The 19,906-nt window shown below is 72.1% G+C and carries 17 protein-coding genes; 12 read left to right on the top strand and 5 right to left on the bottom strand.

All coding sequences use genetic code 11. The features are described from left to right. Positions 1-98 precede the first annotated feature (98 nt). From F603_RS0130135 to F603_RS0130105, 7 genes are all read left to right on the top strand, one after another. Entirely contained in the window at positions 99-1,760 is a 1,662-nt protein-coding gene (locus tag F603_RS0130135; protein WP_026328854.1) for a penicillin-binding transpeptidase domain-containing protein, read from the top strand. Between the two features lie 119 nt (positions 1,761-1,879). Next, complete coding sequence (locus tag F603_RS0130130; protein ID WP_019549647.1) at positions 1,880-2,404, top strand: YbaK/EbsC family protein; 525 nt, start codon at positions 1,880-1,882, stop codon at positions 2,402-2,404. Then, entirely contained in the window at positions 2,401-3,246 is an 846-nt protein-coding gene (locus F603_RS0130125; RefSeq protein WP_019549646.1) for a DMT family transporter, read from the top strand. Before F603_RS0130130 ends, F603_RS0130125 begins: the two co-directional genes overlap by 4 nt. 132 nt (positions 3,247-3,378) lie before the next feature. After that, positions 3,379-5,199 carry an ABC-F family ATP-binding cassette domain-containing protein gene (locus tag F603_RS0130120; protein ID WP_019549645.1) on the top strand — a complete coding sequence of 607 codons (1,821 nt, stop codon included), beginning with the start codon at positions 3,379-3,381 and terminating at the stop codon, positions 5,197-5,199. A gap of 381 nt (positions 5,200-5,580) precedes the next feature. Then, positions 5,581-7,011 (top strand): outer membrane protein assembly factor BamB family protein, encoded by a 1,431-nt coding sequence (locus F603_RS0130115; protein ID WP_019549644.1) that lies wholly within the window; start codon positions 5,581-5,583, stop codon positions 7,009-7,011. Between the two features lie 266 nt (positions 7,012-7,277). Then, positions 7,278-9,089, top strand: coding sequence for an outer membrane protein assembly factor BamB family protein (locus tag F603_RS0130110; RefSeq protein WP_019549643.1), 1,812 nt, complete (start codon positions 7,278-7,280; stop codon positions 9,087-9,089). Between the two features lie 199 nt (positions 9,090-9,288). Next, positions 9,289-9,975, top strand: coding sequence for a response regulator transcription factor (locus F603_RS0130105; RefSeq protein WP_019549642.1), 687 nt, complete (start codon positions 9,289-9,291; stop codon positions 9,973-9,975). Positions 9,976-10,021: 46 nt separating this feature from the next. On the opposite strand, the gene F603_RS0130100 is transcribed toward F603_RS0130105, so the two are convergent. Next, positions 10,022-10,429 (bottom strand): DMT family transporter, encoded by a 408-nt coding sequence (locus F603_RS0130100; RefSeq protein ID WP_019549641.1) that lies wholly within the window; start codon positions 10,427-10,429, stop codon positions 10,022-10,024. Between the two features lie 23 nt (positions 10,430-10,452). Then, positions 10,453-12,123 (bottom strand): sodium:solute symporter family protein, encoded by a 1,671-nt coding sequence (locus F603_RS0130095; RefSeq protein WP_019549640.1) that lies wholly within the window; start codon positions 12,121-12,123, stop codon positions 10,453-10,455. A 239-nt stretch (positions 12,124-12,362) separates the two neighbouring features. On the opposite strand from F603_RS0130095, the gene galT reads away from it, so the two are divergent. The 4 genes from galT to F603_RS0130075 all read left to right on the top strand — a co-directional run bounded on the left by galT (position 12,363) and on the right by F603_RS0130075 (position 16,963). Continuing rightward, the gene (gene galT / locus F603_RS0130090) at positions 12,363-13,490 is read left to right on the top strand and encodes a galactose-1-phosphate uridylyltransferase (protein WP_019549639.1); all 1,128 of its coding nucleotides are present in this window, start codon (positions 12,363-12,365) and stop codon (positions 13,488-13,490) included. Positions 13,491-13,541: 51 nt separating this feature from the next. Next, entirely contained in the window at positions 13,542-14,507 is a 966-nt protein-coding gene (gene galE, locus F603_RS0130085) for a UDP-glucose 4-epimerase GalE (protein ID WP_019549638.1), read from the top strand. Then, the gene (galK, locus tag F603_RS0130080; protein ID WP_019549637.1) at positions 14,504-15,673 is read left to right on the top strand and encodes a galactokinase; all 1,170 of its coding nucleotides are present in this window, start codon (positions 14,504-14,506) and stop codon (positions 15,671-15,673) included. Before galE ends, galK begins: the two co-directional genes overlap by 4 nt. 324 nt (positions 15,674-15,997) lie before the next feature. Next, positions 15,998-16,963, top strand: coding sequence for a response regulator transcription factor (locus F603_RS0130075; protein ID WP_019549636.1), 966 nt, complete (start codon positions 15,998-16,000; stop codon positions 16,961-16,963). A 387-nt stretch (positions 16,964-17,350) separates the two neighbouring features. On the opposite strand, the gene F603_RS0130070 is transcribed toward F603_RS0130075, so the two are convergent. After that, positions 17,351-18,106, bottom strand: coding sequence for an SDR family NAD(P)-dependent oxidoreductase (locus F603_RS0130070; protein ID WP_019549635.1), 756 nt, complete (start codon positions 18,104-18,106; stop codon positions 17,351-17,353). 77 nt (positions 18,107-18,183) lie between these two features. Further along, positions 18,184-18,693: a MarR family winged helix-turn-helix transcriptional regulator gene (locus F603_RS0130065; RefSeq protein ID WP_016908969.1), complete on the bottom strand. Its 510-nt coding sequence runs from the start codon at positions 18,691-18,693 to the stop codon at positions 18,184-18,186. Between the two features lie 72 nt (positions 18,694-18,765). On the opposite strand from F603_RS0130065, the gene F603_RS0130060 reads away from it, so the two are divergent. Continuing rightward, positions 18,766-19,584 carry a trans-aconitate 2-methyltransferase gene (locus F603_RS0130060; RefSeq protein ID WP_019549634.1) on the top strand — a complete coding sequence of 273 codons (819 nt, stop codon included), beginning with the start codon at positions 18,766-18,768 and terminating at the stop codon, positions 19,582-19,584. Between the two features lie 22 nt (positions 19,585-19,606). On the opposite strand, the gene F603_RS0130055 is transcribed toward F603_RS0130060, so the two are convergent. Continuing rightward, positions 19,607-19,903: a hypothetical protein gene (locus F603_RS0130055; protein WP_019549633.1), complete on the bottom strand. Its 297-nt coding sequence runs from the start codon at positions 19,901-19,903 to the stop codon at positions 19,607-19,609. Positions 19,904-19,906: the final 3 nt, after the last annotated feature.

The raw sequence follows: 19,906 nt of genomic DNA, 5'->3' as shown, positions 1-19,906 counted from the left end.
GGCATACCGGGACACGAGTTGTCACCGTCGTGTTCTAAGGTGCCTCGCACAGTCCTCGGTCACGTCGGCTGAGGCGGGGTGGAGGGGCAGAGAGTCAGATGCGTGACAGTCAGAAAATGGCCGTGATCGGCGGTGTCGCCGCCGCGGTCGTCGGGCTGACCGGCTTCGGTGTCTACGCCTTGGTCGGGGGCGACGGCGAGGAGACCACCGAGACCCAGGGCAAGGTCAGCTCGGAGGACGGCAAGGCGCCCGAGTCGGTCGAGACGGGACCGCCGAGCGTCGCCGAAGTGCGGGACACCGCCAAGGCGTTCCTCGGCGACTGGTCGAACGGCCGCCTCAACAAGGCCGCACAGCGCACCGACGACGCTTCGGCGGCGGGCAAGGCGCTCTCCCAGCTCACCTCGAAGGCCCGCTACAGCAGCGTCGCGGTCACACCGCGCACCGCGCAGGGCGCGAAGGTCCCCTTCCGCGTCACGGCCCAACTCGCCTACAAGAACCAGCGCTCCAGCCTCAACTACGAGTCGGAGCTGGAGGTCGTCCGCAACACCGAGACGGGCGAGGCCGTCGTGGCGTGGAAGCCCTCGGTGCTCCACCCGAAGCTGAAGAAGGGCCAGGAGCTGCGCACCGACGCCTCGGGCGCACCGCCGATCAAGGCCGTCGACCGCAACGGCAAGCCGATCACCAAGCAGCAGCACCCCACGCTCGGCAACATCCTCGACGACCTCCGCCAGCGCTACGGCGACAAGACCGACGGCACCCCTGGCGTCGAAACGCGCATCGTCGACGCGAAGAAGAGCTCCCAGGGCGACAACAAGGGCCGCCCGCTCGCCGTCCTCAGCAAGGGCACCCCGGGCACGCTGAAGACCACGATCGACCTCGGCGCCCAGAGCGCGGCCGAGGCCGCCGTCAAGGGCAAGCCGAAGGCGTCCGTCGTCGCCGTGCAGCCGAGCACGGGCGAAATCCTCGCCGCAGCCGACTCCCCGGCGGAGGGCTTCAACTCGTCGGTCCGCGGCTCGCTCGCGCCCGGCTCCACCATGAAGGTGGTCACCGCGACGATGCTGCTGGAGAAGGGGATCACGGCTCCGGGCAAGCCGCACCCGTGCCCCAAGTACGCCAAGCACGGCGGCTTCAAGTTCCAGAACCTCGACAAGTTCAAGATCGACGGCGGCACCTTCGCGCAGAGCTTCGCCCGCTCCTGCAACACCGCCTTCATCACCCAGGCCAAGAAGCTCAAGAACGACGACCTCACCAAGACGGCGAAGGACGTCTTCGGCCTCGGCCTCGACTGGAAGGTCGGCACCGGCACCTTCGACGGCAGCGTCCCCGTGCAGGCCGACGCGCAGATGGCGGCGTCGCTCATCGGCCAGGGCGCCGTGCGGATGAACCCGCTGACGATGGCCTCCGTCGCGGCGACGGTCGAGAGCGGCAACTTCAAGCAGCCCGTGCTCGTCGACCCCTCCCTCGACAACCGCACCCTCGCCAAGGCCTCCACCACGATGAAGCCCCAGACGGCGAAGGACATCCGCTCGCTGATGAAGCTCACCGCGACGAGCGGCACCGCAGCGGAGGCCCTCTCCGGACTCGGCGGCGACATCGGAGGCAAGACGGGCTCGGCCGAGGTCGACGGCCAGAAGAAGCCCAACGCCTGGTTCACCGCCTTCCGCGGCGACCTCGCCGCCGCCGCTGTCGTACCGGCCTCCGGGCACGGCGGCGACAACGCGGGACCCGTCGTCCGGAAGGTCCTGGAGTCCGCAGGCTGAGCCGACAGGTGCCAACACGGCGCCGTACCCCGGGAGTTGGCCCGGGGTGCGGCGCCGCTGCCGTACCCGGCGGGAAGGCGCGTCGCGGGCCCGGGGCGCGCAGGGGTACGGTCGCCTGCATGACGCAACCCACCACCGCCCACCCCAGGTTCACCGCGGCGCTGGAGCAGCTCGGACTCGCGGACGTGGAGGTCCGCGGCTTCCCCGCGGCCACCCGCACGGCCACAGAGGCCGCGGAGGCCATCGGCTGCGCCCTCGACCAGATCGTCAAGTCCCTCGTCTTCGAGGCCGACGGCGACCCCGTGCTGGTCCTGATGGGCGGCGCCGGGCGCGTCGATGTCGAGCTGGTGCGGGCGGAGTTGGGCAGCGAGAGCGTCGGCCGCGCCTCGGCCGAAACGGTCCGCCGCGCCACCGGCTTCGCCATCGGCGGCGTGCCGCCCTTCGGCCACGCCACCGCGATGCGCGTCCTCGCCGACCGCGGGCTCCTCGACCACGGGACGGTATGGGCCGCTGCAGGCACCCCGCACACGGTCTTCCCCCTCGCCCCCCGTGCTCTCGTCGAGTACGCGGGCGGCCGGCTCGCCGACGTCCGCGAGGGGGCGCACGCCGCGGGGGAGGCTCGGCCGACCGAGCAGTCCGCGTGACGCCGCTCGTCGTCGCCGCCGTTCTCACGGCGGCGCTCGCGCACGCCTCGTGGTCGGCGATGGCCCACGCGATCAGGGACCAGCTCGTCGCCTTCACGCTCGTCGGTGCGGGCGGCGCCGTCTGCGGCGCGGTCCTCGTCGCCGTGGCGCCCGTGCCGGCGGCCGGCGCGTGGCCTCCGCTCCTCGCCTCCGCCGTGCTCCACGTCCTCTACCAGGTGCTGCTCATGCGGTCGTTCGGACTCGGCGACTTCGGGCAGGTCTACCCCGTCGCGCGCGGAACGGCGCCGCTCGTCGTGACGGTGCTCGCCGCCGTCTTCGTCCACGAGCTGCCCGACGCCTGGCAGTTGGGCGGCGTCCTGCTGGCGACCGCTTCGCTGCTCGCCCTCGCGCTCTGGGGGATACGGGCCGCGCGACCCGACTGGCCCGCGCTGACGGCCGCCGTCGGCACGGGCTTGGCGATCGCCTCGTACACGGTCGTCGACGGCGTCGGCGTCCGCGCCTCGGGCAGCGCGCTCGGGTACATCGGCTGGCTGATGCTGCTGGAGGGGCTCGCCATCCCCGCGTACGCGCTCGCCGTGCGCCGGGGGCGGCTCTGGGGGCAGCTACGGCCCGTCGCGGCGCGCGGGCTGCTCGGGGGCGGACTCTCCGTCGTCGCGTACGGGCTCGTGCTCTGGGCGCAGACCCGGGCGCCGCTCGCCCCCGTCGCCGCGCTCCGGGAATCCTCGATCATCGCGGGCGCCGCGATGGGCGCGGTCTTCTTCAAGGAGCGGTTCGGCGCCCCGCGAATAGCAGCCTCGGCGGCGATGGTCGGCGGCATAGCGCTGATGCTCCACGGCAGTTGACGGTCACGCACCGCCGCGGTCACGCGACGGTGCGTGCTCACAGCGCGGCGGTCGGCGTCCCCGCCGGTCGTTCCGGACTACTACGCTGGAAGGCTGGCCGTCCGACCCGCGATCCGCTGCCGATGGAGTGCAATGGCTGTCAACCTCGTCAATCTGGAAACCGTCAGCAAGGTGTACGGCACCCGTACCCTGCTTGACGGCGTCTCGCTCGGCGTCAGCGAGGGCGACCGGATCGGCGTCGTCGGGCGGAACGGCGACGGCAAGACGACGCTGGTGCAGATCCTCAGCAAGCTGGAGACGGCCGACAGCGGCCGCGTCACGCACAACGGCGGCCTGCGCCTCGGCGTCCTGACGCAGCACGACTCGCTCGACCCGGAGGCGACCGTCCGCCACGAGGTCGTCGGCGACCTCGCCGACCACGAGTGGGCCGGCGACGCCAAGATCCGCGACGTCCTCACCGGGCTCTTCGGCGGGCTCGACCTCCCCGGCTTCCCCCGCGGCCTCGACACGGTGATCGGCCCCCTCTCCGGAGGCGAGCGCCGCCGTATCGCCCTCGCCCAACTCCTCATCGCCGAACAGGACCTCGTCGTCCTCGACGAGCCCACCAACCACCTCGACGTCGAGGGCATCGCCTGGCTCGCCCGCCACCTGCGTGCCCGCCGCTCCTCGCTCGTCTGCGTCACCCACGACCGCTGGTTCCTCGACCAGGTCGCCACCCGCATGTGGGACGTGCAGCGCGGCGCCGTCCACGAGTACGAGGGCGGCTACTCCGACTACGTCTTCGCGCGCGCAGAGCGCGAGCGGATCGCGGCCCAGGAGGAGTCGAAGCGGCAGAACCTCATGCGCAAGGAGCTCGCCTGGCTCCGCCGCGGCGCCCCCGCGCGCACGAGCAAGCCGCGCTTCCGCATCGAGGCCGCCAACGCGCTCATCGCCAACGAGCCGCCGCCGCGCGACGACGCGGAGCTGATGCGGTTCGCCAACTCCCGCCTCGGCAAGACCGTCTTCGACCTGGAGGACGCCACCCTCCAGGCCGGGCCGAAGGTGCTGCTCAAGCACCTCACGTGGCAGCTCGGCCCCGGCGACCGGATCGGCCTCGTCGGCGTCAACGGCGCCGGCAAGACGACGCTGCTGCGGGCGCTCGCGGAGACGGCGCAGACCGGCGGCGAGGTCCCCTCGCCGCTGCTCGTCGGCGGGCGGGTGAAGGTCGGCAGGACGGTGAAGCTCGCCTACCTCTCCCAGGAGGTCACCGAACTCGACGGCGGCCTGCGGGTGTTGGAAGCGGTCGAGCAGGTGCGCTCCCGCGTCGACCTCGGCAAGGGCCGCGAGATGACCGCCTCGCAGCTCTGCGAGCGCTTCGGCTTCGGACGGGACAAGCAGTGGACGCCGGTGGGCGACCTCTCCGGCGGGGAGCGCCGCCGCCTCCAGGTGCTGCGCCTGCTCATGGACGAGCCCAACGTCCTCTTCCTCGACGAGCCGACCAACGACCTCGACATCGAGACCCTCACCCAGCTCGAGGACGTCCTCGACGGCTGGCCCGGCTCGCTGATCGTCGTCTCCCACGACCGGTACTTCATCGAGCGCACCACCTCCCGCGTCCTCGCCCTCCTCGGCGACGGCACGTTGCGGATGCTCCCCGGCGGCGTCGACGAGTATCTGGAGCGCCGCGCGGCCCAGGAGGCCGCGGCAGCCAACTCGGCGCCCGCCGCCGCCAAGCAGCCCGAGCCGAAGCCGGCGAAGTCCCCCGGCATCTCCCGCACCGCGCAGAAGGAGATGCAGCGCATCGAGCGCCAGTTGGACAAGATCGGCGACGAGGAGTCCACCCTCCACACGGAGATGGCCACCCACGCGACGGACTTCGCCCGCGTAGCGGACCTCGACGCACGTCTTCGCGAACTCTCCGCCCGCCGCGAGGAGTTGGAGACGCGGTGGCTGGAGCTGGGCGAGGAGGGGTAGCAGCCGGCCCGACGGGGCGCCGCAGACGGGGAGTTCGGCGAGGCGGTGCCCTGCGCCGTGCCCGCGCGCCGGCGGTCCGCGTGCTCGGCTCGAAGCGGCTGCGGTGAGGAGCGCCTGCTGGCTGCTTCGGGGGGCGCTCGCGCTCGTCCGTCGTGTACGACCGGCCACGCGACAGCACGTCCTCCTGCGCAGGCCGCCCTCCGTGCCCGGCGAGGGGCAGCGCAGTCAGCCCGCCCGGAAGCAGCTCTCCGCTTCCCCGGGCGACGGAGCGCCCGCTCCCGAGGCGTGCCTCCGGCGCCCGTGAGCCCCAACACCCCCATCTCCTCAGGCGAGTTGCGCAGGTACGGTTACCCGGTCCGCGCGCGGGAGGGGGAAAGGGTAGTGGCACGGCTGCGAGGGACGGCGTACCCCGGGGGCGGCACGGGTCCGGTGGCCTCGCCGCCGCACGGTAAGGGGACGAGGCCCGCCCACGTCGTCGTCCTGGTCGCCGCTTCGGTGGTGGTGGCGCTCGTCGTGCTCCTCGGTGTGCTCGTCGTGACGTCCGACGACCGGCGGGGCGGGCCCGACGGGTTCCACGAGCCGCGGAAGGGCGAGGCGCGGCAGATCCTCGACCTGGAGGCCCCCGGCGCGGACGCGCCGACAACGGTCCCGGGCGGCTGGGCGACGGGTGAGGTCTTCGCCAAGACCACCCTCGACGGAGTCCGCGGCGTCGGCCTCCCGGACGGGAAGACGCGGTGGACGATCGACCTCGGCGGCGGCGTCTGCGCCGCCTCCAGCGGGCAGACGGCGGACCACAGAGTGGCCGTCGTGGTCCGCGCCGGGGAGGACCACGACGCCGAGTGCACCTCCGTCGCGCTGCTCGACCTCACGACCGGCACGGTCGTGTGGCGGTGGAAGCTCCCGGGCGGCCCCGGGAGCTACGCGAGCGTCGCCCTCGGCGGACGTACGGTCGGTGCCGCGTGGACGGGTCACTCGGCCGGGTTCGACGTCGCCACGGGCAAGCGGCTGTGGCACAGGGACGAGACGTGGTGCCGCGACCGCGGATTCGTGGGCGGCGAGGGGCTGACGGCGGTCGTCGAGTGCGGCAATCCGCCGAAGATGAAGTCGTACGTGAAGCGCGTGGAGCCGCGTACGGGGGAGCCGTTCTGGGAGTTCGAGGTGCCGAAGAACGTCCGCACCGTGCGCATCGCCTCGGCCGACCCGCTGACGCTCGTGGTGGGCGCGGGCGAGGAGTTCGTCTCCGACGTGCTGACGGTGGGCGGCAACGGCGAGGTGGAATCGCGGATTCCGCTGAGTTCGCGGTACCGGCGGCCCTGCGGCGGCGAAGTGGACTCGTGCTACTCGATGGCCGTGGACGAGGACCGGATCTACCTCGCCACCCAGGAGCACAACGGCGCGGGCCCGAAGGACCCCCCGACCAACGAGGTGATGGCCTTCGACCGCAGGACGGGTCGCGCGGTGTGGAAGTCCTCGGCGAACGGCCGCGGCCTGCTCACCCCCTTCGCCAGGGTCGGCGGCGGCGTCCTCGCCTACCGGAGCCCGGGCTGGGGGACGGGCGCCGAGGTGCTCCTCGTCGATCCCGAGAACGGCGGCCAGCGGCGCCTGTTGAGGACGCCGGCACCGGAGGGCGAGCCGTCCGCGGAGATCTACAGCACCGGCGAGAACGTGCCGCTCGTCTTCGCCGACGGCCGGCTCTTCCTCCAGGAGACGACGCTGGGGGACGACGACCCGGACCATCCCAAGTCCACCCTCGCCGTGGGCTTCGAGGCGCCGCCCGGTCGGGAGGGGATGGTGTCGTTGCCCGTGAAGTGAGCGCCGAATACGGGCAGTTGGGGACTGGCGAAGCCGAACTCCCGGCCGAGCGGCGCCTGTCCCCTTCGCCCCGGTGGGAACCGCCCCTTGGCTTTCGGGCATCCGGTGGTAGAAAGAATGTCCGCTCAGAAGTCGACCACTGGCCGGCTGTGTGTCCGATTCGCTCGGCCCAGGGCGCTTTTCGTACGGGGGTTGTACGTGCGGGGGTGTCCACACGGGGGTGAGAGGGGCCGGGCATTCGGCCAGCATGTTCACGAGGGATTGCCATGTCGCAGCCGCCCCCACCGCCCAACCAGCCGCCCTCCGGGGGGTTCGGCGCCCCGCAGGGCCCGGACTCCGAGGAGCCGTCCTCCAACCAGCCGCCCCGACCGCCCCAGGCACCGCCGCCCGCCGGCGCCCCGACACCCCCTCCGGGACCGCCGCCCCAGGCACCGCCCGGCGGCCCCCAAGCCCCGCCGACCGCAAGCGGTTTCGGCGCCCCGCACCAGCCGCCCCCGGGCGGCTACGGCTACCCGCAGCAGACCCCGCCGCCCGCCGGCTACGGCTACCCGCAGCAGACCCCGCCGCCCGCCGGCTACAACTACCCGCAACAGACCCCGCCGCCCGGCGGTTACGGCTACCCGCAGGGCGGTTACGGCTACCCGCAGCAGACCCCGCCCGGAGCCCTCGGCTACCCGACGCCGCCTCCGGGAGGCAAGCCTGGCGGCGGTGGCAACAGCAAGTTGATCGCCATCATCGCCTCCGCCGTCGCGGTCGTCCTGATCGCCGGAGTCGCCGTCTTCTTCGTGACGAGGGACGACGACGGCTCGGACGAGTCGAAGGGTGACGACAAGAGCTCGTCGCAGGGCGCCTCGGCCGAGGGCGACAAAAAGGCGAACGTCAACGCGAAGGAGATCGTCAGCCTCGACGCACCCAAGGTGAAGACGGTCACCTCGGTGGTCGGCGGCTGGGCCACGGACAAGGTCTTCGCGAAGAGCTCCGTCAACGAGCTGATCGGCTTCAGCCTGCCCGGCGGCGAGGAGAAGTGGCGGATCGACCTCAAGGGCGGCGTCTGCGCGGCGTCGAACGAGAAGACGTCCGACGGCAAGGTCGCCGCGATCGTCCAGGAGACCGTCTCCAGCAGCGCCAAGTGCACGCGCATGGTGGTGATCGACCTCCACGCGGGCAAGCTCGTCTGGGACAAGGACCTGCCGGGCTCGACGACGACGAGCGCCGAGAACGTCGCGATAAGCGGCGACACCGTCGCCGCCGCGTGGATCGGCGGCTCCGTTGCGTACTCGATCTCCTCGGGGAACGAGCTGTGGTCGGGCAAGCCGAGCAACTGCCGGGACACCGGCTATGTGGGCGGTGAGGAGCTCGCCGTCGTCGTCGAGTGCGGCAGCTTCTCCTCCTCGCAGATCACGGTGCAGAAGCTCGACCCGAAGACCGGCAAGGCGACGATGAAGTTCAAGGCGCCCAAGGGCGTCCAAACGGCGCGGATCGCGTCGTCGAAGCCGCTGACGCTCGTCGTCGGCGCGGGGACCTCGCTGCCGACCGACGTCATGACGGTCGACGACAACGGGAAGCTCAAGGCGAAGGTCACCATCGGCAAGCGCTACAACAAGCCGTGCTCGACCGAGGTCAACTCCTGCCACACGATGGCGGTCGGCAAGGACGCCTTCTACCTCTCGACCACGGAGCACGCCGGCTCCAGCGACACCGGCCGCACCAACGAGGTGATGGCCTTCGACTGGGCCACGGGCAAGGCCAAGTGGAAGGCACCGGCCGGCGAGAAGCGCACGATCGTACCGATCAAGACGGAGGGCGACGACGTCATCGCGTACAAGCTCCCCGCGTACTCGGTCGGCGGCGAGATCGTGAAGCTCGACGCCGCGCAGGGCAAGGAGACGGTGCAGCTCAAGATGCCGGTCTCCGACGTCGGCAAGGGCGAGCAGGCCATCTCCATCGCCCCCTACTCGGCGCGCACACCGATCCTCTACGAGAACAACCGCCTCTTCCTGCTGGAGAAGCTGATCTCGGAGCGGCGCGACTACGACAGGGACAAGCGCAAGCTCGCCGTCGGCTTCGCCGCCGACTGACCCGTACCCCTTCCACCTCCGGCCCGTCGCACCCGCTGCGGCGGGCCGGCGGCGTAACTACCCGCTCAGCGCGGCCTGTTCGAGGGGGATTTCGTCTCGTACGGGGCGCGGATCGGGCAGCGAGCGTGTAGCTTCCGGGGGCAGGAGAGGGGCTGGGCCTGGGGGGTGTCGGCCTCTCCTGACGTGTGGGGGGAAGCTCATGAGCGTGCGGCTCATGGTGGTCGACGACCACCGCCTGCTCGCCGAGGCCCTCGCCTCGGCGCTGAAGCTGAGAGGCCATCGTGTGCTGGCCGCGGCGGCGCCGGGTGCCGGGGCGGCGGAGCTGGTGATCAGCCGGGCTCCGGAGGTGTGCCTGCTCGGCACGGCCACCCCCGCCGAGCCCGGCACGTTCGATCCGGTGGTGCGGATCAAGAGGGAGAAGCCGCAGATCGCCGTCGTGGTCCTCGGTCCCGTTCCCAACCCGCGGGGCATAGCTGCCGCTTTCGCCGCGGGCGCCTCCGGTTACGTCCGGCACGACGAGCGCATCGAGGGCGTCGAGCGCGCCATGGTGAAGGCGCGCACCGGGGAGGCGGCCGTGGCCCCGCAGTTGCTCCAGCAGTCCTTCGCCGAGCTCCTCAACCCGGTCGCCGAGCCCGACGACGAGGGTGCCCGCCTCCTCAAGATGCTGACGCCCCGTGAGGTGGAAGTGCTGGTCCGGGTCGCGGAGGGGGAGGACACGCGGCTGATCGCGGCCGGCATGGGGATAGCGCCGAGCACGGCACGCACCCATGTGCAGCGTGTACTCATGAAGTTGGGCGTGGGCTCGCGGCTGGAGGCGGCGGCGCTCGCCGCGCGGACGGGGCTCCTCGAGCGCGCTTCGGGGTCCGCCCCGCCCGACGCCGGCTGAGCCGTGCGCGGCCGCCCGCCGGTGCGGACGGCCGCGCACGGCTGCGTCAGTCGCGGGTGCCCGGTGACTCCCCGCCGTCGGTGCGGCCGCTGTCGGGGCCGCCGTCGTGCGGGTCGATCCCCTGTTCGCGGACGAGCTCCTCGGCCGGGGGCGGCGGGACGGTGGGGCTGACCCGCAGCCAGACGAGGAAGAAGATGCCGAGTGCCAGCATCGCGAGCCCCGTCCAGAGGTTGATGTTGACGTCCTGCGCCTTCTTCAGGTCCTCTTCGGTGGCGAGGATTCCGGCGATGGTCACGATGACCCCGTAGACGACGAAGAGGCCGCCGATGATCCGCCGCACGTCGAAGAGGCGGGCCGCGGTGTTGGAGCGGCGCTCCAGCTCGTCGACCTCGCGGGCCATCTCCTCGGCGGCCGGCGGGTTCTCGTCGTCGGGGCGGTTGTGCTGCTCGCTCATGGGTGTTCAGCGTCCTTGCGGCGTCAGAGGGAGAACGGGATGTAGCAGACGGCTGCGAGGATGATCGCGCCCCAGCCTAGGAGCGCCGGCTTCCGGTACCAGGCGTCGTCCCCTTCGGCCGGCGGCTCCTGGAGCCCGGGCGAGACGGTTCCGTAGACGAGGCCCTGGAGTTGGGCCGCCGGCTTCGGTTTGGTGACGAGCGTGACGATCAGCATCACGATGCCGCCGACGACGAACGCCACGATCGACGAGACGAAGTTGGCGCCCTGTTCGGTCGGGATGTCGATCAACCCGGCCTGGTAGAACCAGAAGTAGTTGATCATCGCTGCGACGGTCCCGGAGAGCAGCCCCCAGAAGCCGGCCGCCGGCGTCGTCCGCTTCCAGAACATCCCGACGATGAAGACGACGAAGAGCGGGACGTTGAAGAAGGAGAAGAGCGTCTGGAGGTAGTTCATGATGTTGCTGAAGGTGGAGGCGATGAACGCCGTGCCCATCCCGATCAGCACGCCGACGACGGTGACCACGCGCGCGGTGAACACGTAGTGCTCGTCCGGGCGCCCCTTCTTCAGGTAGGCAGCGTAGATGTCGTTGGTGAAGACGGTGTTGAACGAGGAGATGTTCGCCGCCATGCCCGCCATGAACGCGGCGAGCAGCCCGGTGACGGCGATCCCCAGGACGCCGTTGGGGAGCAGGTCCCGCATGAGCACCGGGATGGCGTGGTTGTAGTCGAGGCCGCTGCCGGGCTTGCCGAGCGCGGGCTCCATGACGAGCGCGATGAGCCCCGGGATGACGACGACGGCCGGGATCAGGATCTTCGGGAAGGCGGCGATGAGCGGGGTCCGCTTCGCCGCGGAAAGGTTCTTCGCGGAGAGCGCGCGCTGCACCTCGGCGAAGTTGGTGGTCCAGTAGCCGAAGCTCATCACGAAGCCGAGACCGAGCACGATCGTCAGCCAGTTGGCGCCCAGCGGGTTGTCGGTCCCGATCCCCGTCCCTTCCCACGCGGTCATGAACGAGCCGCCGTGCGAGGAGGTGAGCGAGTCGGAGAGGCCGTCCCAGCCGCCGACGCGCTTGAGCCCGAGGACGGTGAGCGGGATCAGCGCCGCGAGGATGACGAAGAACTGGAGCACCTCGGTGTAGATCGCCGAGGAGAGCCCGCCGAGCGTGATGTAGGCGAGGACGAAGAACCCGGCGACGACGATCGCCACCCACTGCGGCCAACCGAGCAGCGCCTCCAGCACGATGGCGAGCGCGTAGAGGTTGACGCCCGCGATCAGCACGGCGGAGACCGCGAAGATGATCGAGCTCAGCAGGTGCGAGGAGGGGCCGAACCGGTGGAGCAGGAACTCCGGGACCGAGCGCACCTTGGACCCGTAGTAGAACGGCATCATCACGAGGCCGAGGAAGACCATCGCCGGGATCGCGCCGATCCAGTACCAGTGCACCGTGTAGACGCCGTACTGGGCGCCGTTGGCCGCCATGCCGAGGATCTCGGTGGCGCCCAGGTTGGCGGCGACGAAGGCGAGGCCGGTGATCCAGGCGGGGAGCGACCTCCCGGAGAGGAAGAAGTCGAGACTCGTCTTGACACTTCGCCGGGCAGCGAAGCCGATCCCGAGCACCACGACGAAGTAGATGCCGAGAAGTGTGTAATCGAGTCCGTTGGTGGGGAGCCGAAGCTCTTCGGCCAGGAAGTGCATGGGGTTACTCGCTTCATTGCGCGATCGGAACGGACGCGAAAGTACCTGCTGAACTTCCCTTTCTGAAGTCTTCTGTTGCATGGTTTTGTTGGATCGTGATGCTACCGGAGCCAACGCCGCATCGATTGTCCGGAATGAGTCTTTTGTAGGCTAGGGACCACGCGGCACTGACCTTCGTGTGAGCTGGCGAGGCAATGTGTGCGATTCTGTTTGGGGTCAACGAGCGAGGAGCCCGCACGGTGAAGAAGACCCAACGCCACCTTGCCGACGGCCGGCAGATCATCTACTACGACGGCGCCGACCACGAGGACGCGTCACGCGACGCCGTCGACCGACGCGACCTCCCCCGGGTGGAGCCCGAACCGCAGATCCGCTACGACCCACTCCTCGAGGAGTGGGTGGGCATCACCGCGCACCGCAACGCGCGCACCTACCACCCGCCGGCCGACCAGTGCCCGCTCTGCCCGAGCAGCGAGGGCCGCCCGAGCGAGATCCCCGAACACGACTACGACGTCGCCGTGTTCGAGAACCGCTTCCCCTCCTTCGCCGGCCGCCCTGGCCCCGAGACGGAGGACGGACCGCTCGGCCTCCTCGCCCACCGCCCCGGCGCGGGACGCTGCGAGGTCGTCTGCTTCACCTCCGACCACTACGCGTCCTTCGCCGACCTCAGCGAGGAGCGCGCCCGCCTCGTCCTGGACGCCTGGACCGACCGGACCGCCGAACTCTCCCGACTCCCCGGCGTCGAGCAGGTCTTCTGCTTCGAGAACCGCGGCCCGGAGATCGGTGTGACGCTCGGTCACCCCCACGGCCAGATCTACGCCTACCCCTTCACCACCCCGCGCACGGCCCGCATGCTCGCGGCCGCCCGGAAGTTCAGCTCGCGCACCGGCGGCAGCAACCTCTTCGACGAGGTCGTCGCAAGCGAACTCGCCCTCGGCGACCGGGTGGTGATCGACGCCGAGCACTGGGTGGCGTTCGTACCGCACGCGGCGCACTGGCCCTACGAGGTCCACCTCTACCCCAAGCCGCGCGTGCCCGACCTGCCGGCGCTCGGCGAGGAGGCACGCGAGGAGTTCCCCTCCGTCTACCTCGAACTGCTCCGCCGCTTCGACCGGATCTTCGGCGACGGCGAACCGCCCACCCCGTACATCTCCGGCTGGCACCAGGCGCCCCGCATCGGGCGCACGACGCACTCGGGGGAGGCGTTCGGGCGGGAGGAGTTCGCGCTCCACCTGGAACTCTTCACCATCCGGCGGAGTGAGGGAAAGCTGAAGTTCCTCGCCGGGTCCGAGTCCGGTATGAACGTGTTCGTCAACGACGTGCCGCCGGAGGCCGCGGCTCGGCGACTGCGAGAGGTGGCAAGCTAGTTGAGTACGACGAGATCCCAGGCGGGCGAGCGGAGTCCCGGCAGGTACCTGGTGACCGGCGGCGCCGGGTACGTGGGCAGCGTCGTCGCTGCGCGGCTGCTGGAGGAGGGGCACGAGGTCACCGTCCTCGACGACCTCAGCACCGGGTTCCGCGAAGCGGTCCCCGAGGGCGCCGAGTTCGTCGAGGGGCGTATCCAGCAGGCGGCCGAGTGGGTCGACGGCAGCTACGACGCGGTGCTGCACTTCGCTGCGCACTCGCAGGTCGGCGAGTCCGTCCAACGCCCCGAGAAGTACTGGCGGAACAACCTCAGCGGCACGGTGAAGCTGCTCGCGGCGATGCGGGAGGCCGGCGTGCGGCGCCTCGTCTTCTCCTCGACGGCCGCGGTCTACGGCGAGCCGGAGCGCTCCCCCGTCACCGAGACCGACCCGACGCAGCCGACCAACCCCTACGGCGCCACCAAGCTCGCCGTCGACCACATGCTCACGGGCGAGTGCGCGGCGCACGGCCTCGCCGCCGCGTCGCTGCGCTACTTCAACGTCGCCGGTGCCCACGTCGCGCCCGACGGCCGCGCGTACGGCGAGCGGCACGACCCCGAGTCGCACCTGATCCCGCTCGTCCTCCAGGCCGCGCAGGGCCGCAGGGAGAGCGTCTCCGTCTTCGGCGACGACTACCCGACGCCCGACGGCACCTGCGTCCGCGACTACATCCACGTCACCGACCTCGCCGAGGCCCACCTGCGCGCGCTCGACGCGGTCGCCCCCGGCGGCCACCTCGTCTGCAACCTCGGCAACGGCAACGGCTTCTCCGTCCGCGAGGTGATCGAGACCGTACGCCAGGTGACGGGGCGCGAGGTGCCGGTGACTCCGGCACCGCGGCGGGCGGGGGACCCGGCCGTCCTCGTCGCCTCGGCCGACCGGGCGCGGAGCGTGCTCGGCTGGACGCCGCGCCGGGCCGACCTCGTCGAAATCGTCGGCGACGCCTGGCAGTTCGCGCAGCGGACGGAGGCGGCACGATGAGCGCCACCACGGCGGGCGGGGCCTTCCGGTTCCGCGAGATCTACGAGCGCGAGCCGGAGGGCGCCTGGGGAGCTCCCGGACGCGTCAACCTGATCGGCGAACACACCGACTACAACGAGGGGTTCGTCATGCCCCTCGCGCTGCCGCACCTGTGCCGTGTGGAGGCGGCGCGGCGGGACGACGGGGTGCTGCGGGTGCACTCCTCCGACCAGCCGGGCGGCGTCGTCGAGTTGACGCTCGACGGACTCGCCCCCGTCGCCGAGGGGTTCGCCGGCGGCTGGGCGGCGTACCCGGCGGGCGTCGCGTGGTCGCTGCGGACCGCCGGGCACCGAGTCGGCGGTGCGGACCTGCACTTCGAGTCCACGGTGCCGACCGGCGCGGGGCTCTCGTCCTCGGCGGCCCTGGAGGTCTCCACGGGGCTCGCGCTCGACGACCTCTACGGGCTCGGCCTCGACCGCCCGAGCCTCGCCGAGGTGTGCCGTCGTGCGGAGAACGAGTTCGTCGGCGTGCCCAGCGGCATCCTCGACCAGATGGCCGCCGCCTGCTGCACCGAGGGCCACGCCCTCTACCTCGACACCCGCGACCTCCAGCGCCGCCAGGTCCCCTTCGACCTCGCTCTGGAAGGGCTGCGGCTCCTCGTCGTCGACACCCGGGTCACACACGAACTCGGCGACGGTGCCTACGCCGAGCGCCGCCGCGGCTGCGAGGCGGGAGCCGCGGCGCTCGGCGTCCGCGCGCTCCGCGACGTGCCGCTCGACGGGCTCGACGAGGCGCTGGGCCGCATCGAGGACCCCGTCGTCCGCCGGTACGTGCACCACGTCGTCACCGAGAACGACCGGGTCCGGCAGGTGATCGCACTCCTCGACGCGGGGGAGACGCGGGCGGTCGGGCCCGTGCTCACCGCCGGGCACCGGTCGCTGCGGGACGACTTCGCCGTCTCCTGCCCGGAGTTGGACCTCGTCGTCGAGGTCGCCGTCGACCGGGGCGCGCTCGGTGCGCGGATGACCGGCGGGGGCTTCGGCGGCTCGGCGATCGTCCTCCTCGACGAGGTACTCGTGGACGACGTCCGCGAGGCGCTGGTGCTGGCGTTCGCCGAGGCGGGTTACGCCGAACCGGAGGTCTTCGAGGCGGTACCGAGCGCGGGCGCACGCCGGCTCACCCCGTAGGCGCAGAGCCCGGTGCGGCGGGAGTCGCCCCAGCGCACCGGGCCGTTGTGCGTTCCGGGTGCGGGACGGAGGGCGTTGCGCCGGCGCCCTGCGGACCGCTCCGATCGGCCGCGCCGGCAAAGGAGTTGTGCCAATCGCCTTCCGTCGGGTGCGGGCATCCGTACGCTGAGACTGGTAGACGGCGTCGGTGGGGGCCGACGTCGATCAGGGGGCGAGACAGCCGGGTACGACGCCCGGTGCCGGGGTAGCCAGCAGACACGGCGGCGGCCGTGGGATGCGCGCTCCGTGCATCGGGCGCCGTACCCGCACTGCCTGGGGGTGGCGATGCAACGTATCCGTGTCCTGGTGGTCGACGACCACCGTATCTTCGCCGAGTCGTTGGGCGCCGCGCTCGCGGCGGAGCAGGACGTCGAAGTCTCGGCGGCCGGCAGCGGCCCCGCCGCGCTGCGCCAGTTGGAGCGCGCGGCCACGGAGGGCCGCGGCTTCGACGTCATGCTCGTCGACGCCGACCTCGCGGCGCCGCTGGCTCCACCGTTAGACGGCCACCCCGCGGGCGAGGCCGCCGCAGGGGTGGTGCACCAGACACCCCACCCGCCGACTCCGGGACACCCGCCGCACCCGCAGCGTCAGCCGCACCAACGGCGCCTGAAGAGCCGCCAGTTGACGGCCGCGGCGGCGCGGGGAGGCCGCCAGGCCGCCGTTGCGCCGCTCGCCGGCGCACCGGCGCAGGCGAGCGCACCGTCCGTCGAGCCGGCTCCGCCGCCGCAGCGTGCGCCGGGGGAGCAGCCCGCCGGTGGCGGTATCCCGCTCGTGGCGCGTGTGCGCGGCGACCATCCCCGGCTGCGTACGGTCGTCCTCGCCGAGCGGGACGATCCGCGGCACGCCGCGGCGGCGCTCCAGGCGGGCGCCGGCGGATGGGTGGCGAAGGACTGCTCCCTCAGCCGCCTGCTCCAGGTGATCCGCGGGGTCCTCAAGGACGAGACGCACCTCCCGCCCGCGCTTCTCACCGGCGTCCTCAAGGAGCTCACCGCCTCCCGCAAACACCGTACCGAGAGCGAGCAGTTGGTGGAGTCGCTGACGCCGCGCGAGCGGGAGGTGCTGCGGTGCATGGTCGCGGGCCTCGGCCGCAAGGCCGTCGCCGAACGCCTCTACCTCTCCCCGCACACCGTCCGCACCCACATGCAGAACGTCCTCGGCAAGCTCGGCGTCCACTCGACCCTCGCCGCCGTCGCCCTGGCCCGGCGCGCGGGCGTGGGCCCCGCGGAACTGGAGCCGAGCGCCGCCGGATGAGGGCGGGGGCTGAACCGCCGTGTGCGGCGGGGGACTTGGTACGGGCGGACGGGGTGAGCGGCTGCGCGCGGGGCTGAAGACGGAGCGCTGGGCGGCCACTGCCATGCGGCCGGGCACGCCGGGCTTCCAGCCCGCACCTCGGCCGCGACCGGGTCCTCTGCACGGCCGGACGCGCGAGGACCCGTCCAGGAGTGCCGGACGGCGGGGTCCGTCGCGTGCGGGCCGTGGGTCGGGATGTCGCGGCCTTTCGCCCAAGTGGCCTGCGTTGCAGTTCGATTGGGGAAGTCCTGCGGGCGAGACGGACGACCGCCCCTCAACGGGACGCCGACGAGGCGCACTCGTGTGCGTCCCAACTCCTGTCGTCGGCACGGAACTTGCCCGTGCAGCTCAGCTCGACCGCTTGTACACGCTCCACCCGCCGTCGACGGGCAGGCTCGTGCCGGTGATGAACGACGCGTCGTCGGAGAGGAGGAACGCGATGGCGGCCGCGACCTCTTCCGGCCTGCCGAACCTACCGGCGACCGTCGCATCCGCGGTGTTCCGCCGCTCGGCCTCCGTCGAGCCCTCCCAGGCGCCCGTGCCGACGGGCCCCGGAAGCACCGTGTTGACGCGCACCGACGGCCCGTACTCCACGGCGAGTTGACGCCCGAGCCCGGTGAGCCCCGCCTTGCTCGCCGCGTACGCGGGCCGCCCTGGGAGGCCGACGTGCGCCTGCACCGACGAGGTGAGCACCACGGCGCCGCGGCGCTCGCGCAGGTCGTCGAGGCAGGCCCGGAGGCCGAGGAAGGCGCCGGTGAGGTTGGTGCCGAGCTGGGCCTCCCAGTCGCCGAGCGAGAGGGAGCCGGCGTCGCCCGGGCGCATGTCGCCGGCGTTGGAGACGAGGCCGTCGACGGGGCCGAAGCCGGAGCGCGCGGTGGCGACGGCCCGTGTCCACGCGGGCTCGTCGGTGACGTCGCCGAGGACGAAGGCGGCGCGGGCCCCGGACGCCGTCATCTGCCGCGCGGTGCGGCGGCCGTGCTCCTCGTCGGTGTCGAGGAGGACGACGGCTGCGCCCTCGTCGGCGAGGCGGTGTGCGGTGGCGGCACCGATCCCTGCGCCGCCCCCGGTGACGATGACCGTGCGTCCTGCGAACCGTGCGTGCATGGACGGATGTTAGAGGCCGGCGGAAGGCCGGTACCACCGCGGGGCGCGCGGGTCTGTGTTCGAGCAGGTGGCGGTGGTCAGACGGCGCCCGGCGGCGGGGTGTTGTCGAAGGGGGCCGTCAACTCCCGCAGGAGGTTGCCGAGTTGCCTGCGCTGCTCGGTGCTGAGCTCGACGAGGATCGCCCGCTCCTGGGCGAGGAGCCCGGCGAGCGCGCTGTCCCCGCGGTCGCGTCCCTCGACGGTGAGCCGCACGAGGACGCCACGGCGGTCCGACGGGTCGGGGAGGCGCTCGACGAGGCCCTTTTTGGCGAGGCGGTCGATGCGGTTGGTCATCGTCCCGGAGGTGACGAGGGTCTGGGTGAGAAGCTGTCCGGGCGAGAGCTGGTAGGGGGCGCCGGCCCGCCGCAGCGCGGTGAGCACGTCGAACTCCCACGGCTCCAGCCCGTGCTCGGTGAAGGCCGTGCGGCGTGCACGGTCCAGGTGGCGTGCGAGCCTGCTGACGCGGCTGAGTACCTCGAGCGGTTCCACGTCGAGGTCCGGGCGCTCCCGGCGCCAGGCTGCCACCAAACGGTCGACCTCGTCCTTCATGGGAGCAGTCTAGTTGTTGTGTCGACGTGAAGTCTCTTGACGTCGAGACACTTTGGCTCGCATGCTGCCCCCATGGAAGCCCCCTCGGACGCAGGCCCTCGCTGGGACCCCCGGCAGTACCTCCGCCACACCGACCACCGCCTCCGTCCCGTCCACGACCTTCTCGCCAGGGTCCCCGACCTCCCCGGGGCCCCGCATCCGCGGATCGCCGACCTCGGCTGCGGACCCGGCGGCCCGACGGCGCCGCTCGTCGCACGCTGGCCCCGCGCCCACGTCACCGGCTACGACAGCTCCCCCGAGATGCTCGCCGCCGCACGCACCCACGCCGGCCGCACCCATGGCGGCGGCACCCTCGACTTCGCGCGCGCCGACCTTTCCAGGTGGCACCCCGCCGAGCCGTTCGACCTCCTCTTCTCCAACGCTGCCCTCCACTGGGTCCCCGGCCATGCCGCCGCCTTCGCCTCCTGGCTCGACCCGCTGCCGACCGGCGGCGTCCTCGCCTTCCAGGTCCCCGGCAACTTCGGCGCACCGAGCCACACGCTCCTGTCCCGACTGCGCAACTCCCCTCGCTGGAAAGGCAGGTTGGGCGAGGACACCGAAACCCCCGTCCTCGACCCCGGCGGCTACCTCGACGCCCTCACCCGCCTCGGCTGCACCGTCGACGCCTGGGAGACGACGTACCAGCAGCTCCTCCACGGCGAGGACCCCGTCCTCGACTGGGTCGAGGGCACCACCCTCCGCCCCGTTCTCGACCTCCTCGCCGACGACCCCGGGGCCCGAGACGCCTTCCTCGACGAGTACGCGGCAGCGCTCCGCGAGGCGTACCCCGCCCGCCCGTACGGGACGCCGTACCCGTTCCGGCGGATCTTCGTCGTCGCGGTGAAGCGGTGACGGGCTGCCGGCCCTGTCCGTTTCACTCCCGGCAGTCGCCGAGCCTGCCGCCTCGCGCCTCCGCGACGCGGAGCACGTCGGTGAGGGCGCTGCACAGGCATCCTGCGAGATACCGCGCCTCCTCCCGCCCGGCCTCGGGATCTGCCAGCAAGTGCTCGGCGTGCTCCACGAGTTGGGCGCTCATGGCCAACTGCACGGCCTCCACCTCGTCCGCCATCCGTGAGACCGCACCGTCCCCGTCCCCGACGACGTAGCAGGGTGCTCCGTCCTCACGGGTCCACGGCAGCAACCGCATGGTCGAGCGGTTCGGGGCGCTCAACGG

The sequence above is a fragment of the Streptomyces sulphureus DSM 40104 genome, from assembly GCF_000381025.1.
In the GTDB taxonomy this organism is placed as follows: Bacteria; Actinomycetota; Actinomycetes; order Streptomycetales; family Streptomycetaceae; genus Streptomyces; species Streptomyces sulphureus.
Note: the sequence above shows the minus strand (reverse complement) of the source record. Positions and strands in the feature narration are given on the sequence as shown.

Excerpts from the sequence above, each read along its gene's own strand:
- F603_RS0130135 (WP_026328854.1), top strand. The coding sequence starts at position 99 with ATGCGTGACAGTCAGAAAATGGCCGTGATCGGCGGTGTCGCCGCCGCG.
- F603_RS0130130 (WP_019549647.1), top strand. The coding sequence starts at position 1,880 with ATGACGCAACCCACCACCGCCCACCCCAGGTTCACCGCGGCGCTGGAG.
- F603_RS0130120 (WP_019549645.1), top strand. The coding sequence starts at position 3,379 with ATGGCTGTCAACCTCGTCAATCTGGAAACCGTCAGCAAGGTGTACGGC.
- F603_RS0130110 (WP_019549643.1), top strand. The coding sequence starts at position 7,278 with ATGTCGCAGCCGCCCCCACCGCCCAACCAGCCGCCCTCCGGGGGGTTC.
- F603_RS0130105 (WP_019549642.1), top strand. The coding sequence starts at position 9,289 with ATGAGCGTGCGGCTCATGGTGGTCGACGACCACCGCCTGCTCGCCGAG.
- F603_RS0130100 (WP_019549641.1), bottom strand. The coding sequence starts at position 10,429 with ATGAGCGAGCAGCACAACCGCCCCGACGACGAGAACCCGCCGGCCGCC.
- F603_RS0130095 (WP_019549640.1), bottom strand. The coding sequence starts at position 12,123 with ATGCACTTCCTGGCCGAAGAGCTTCGGCTCCCCACCAACGGACTCGAT.
- galK (WP_019549637.1), top strand. The coding sequence starts at position 14,504 with ATGAGCGCCACCACGGCGGGCGGGGCCTTCCGGTTCCGCGAGATCTAC.
- F603_RS0130075 (WP_019549636.1), top strand. The coding sequence starts at position 15,998 with ATGCAACGTATCCGTGTCCTGGTGGTCGACGACCACCGTATCTTCGCC.
- F603_RS0130070 (WP_019549635.1), bottom strand. The coding sequence starts at position 18,106 with ATGCACGCACGGTTCGCAGGACGCACGGTCATCGTCACCGGGGGCGGC.
- F603_RS0130065 (WP_016908969.1), bottom strand. The coding sequence starts at position 18,693 with ATGAAGGACGAGGTCGACCGTTTGGTGGCAGCCTGGCGCCGGGAGCGC.
- F603_RS0130060 (WP_019549634.1), top strand. The coding sequence starts at position 18,766 with ATGGAAGCCCCCTCGGACGCAGGCCCTCGCTGGGACCCCCGGCAGTAC.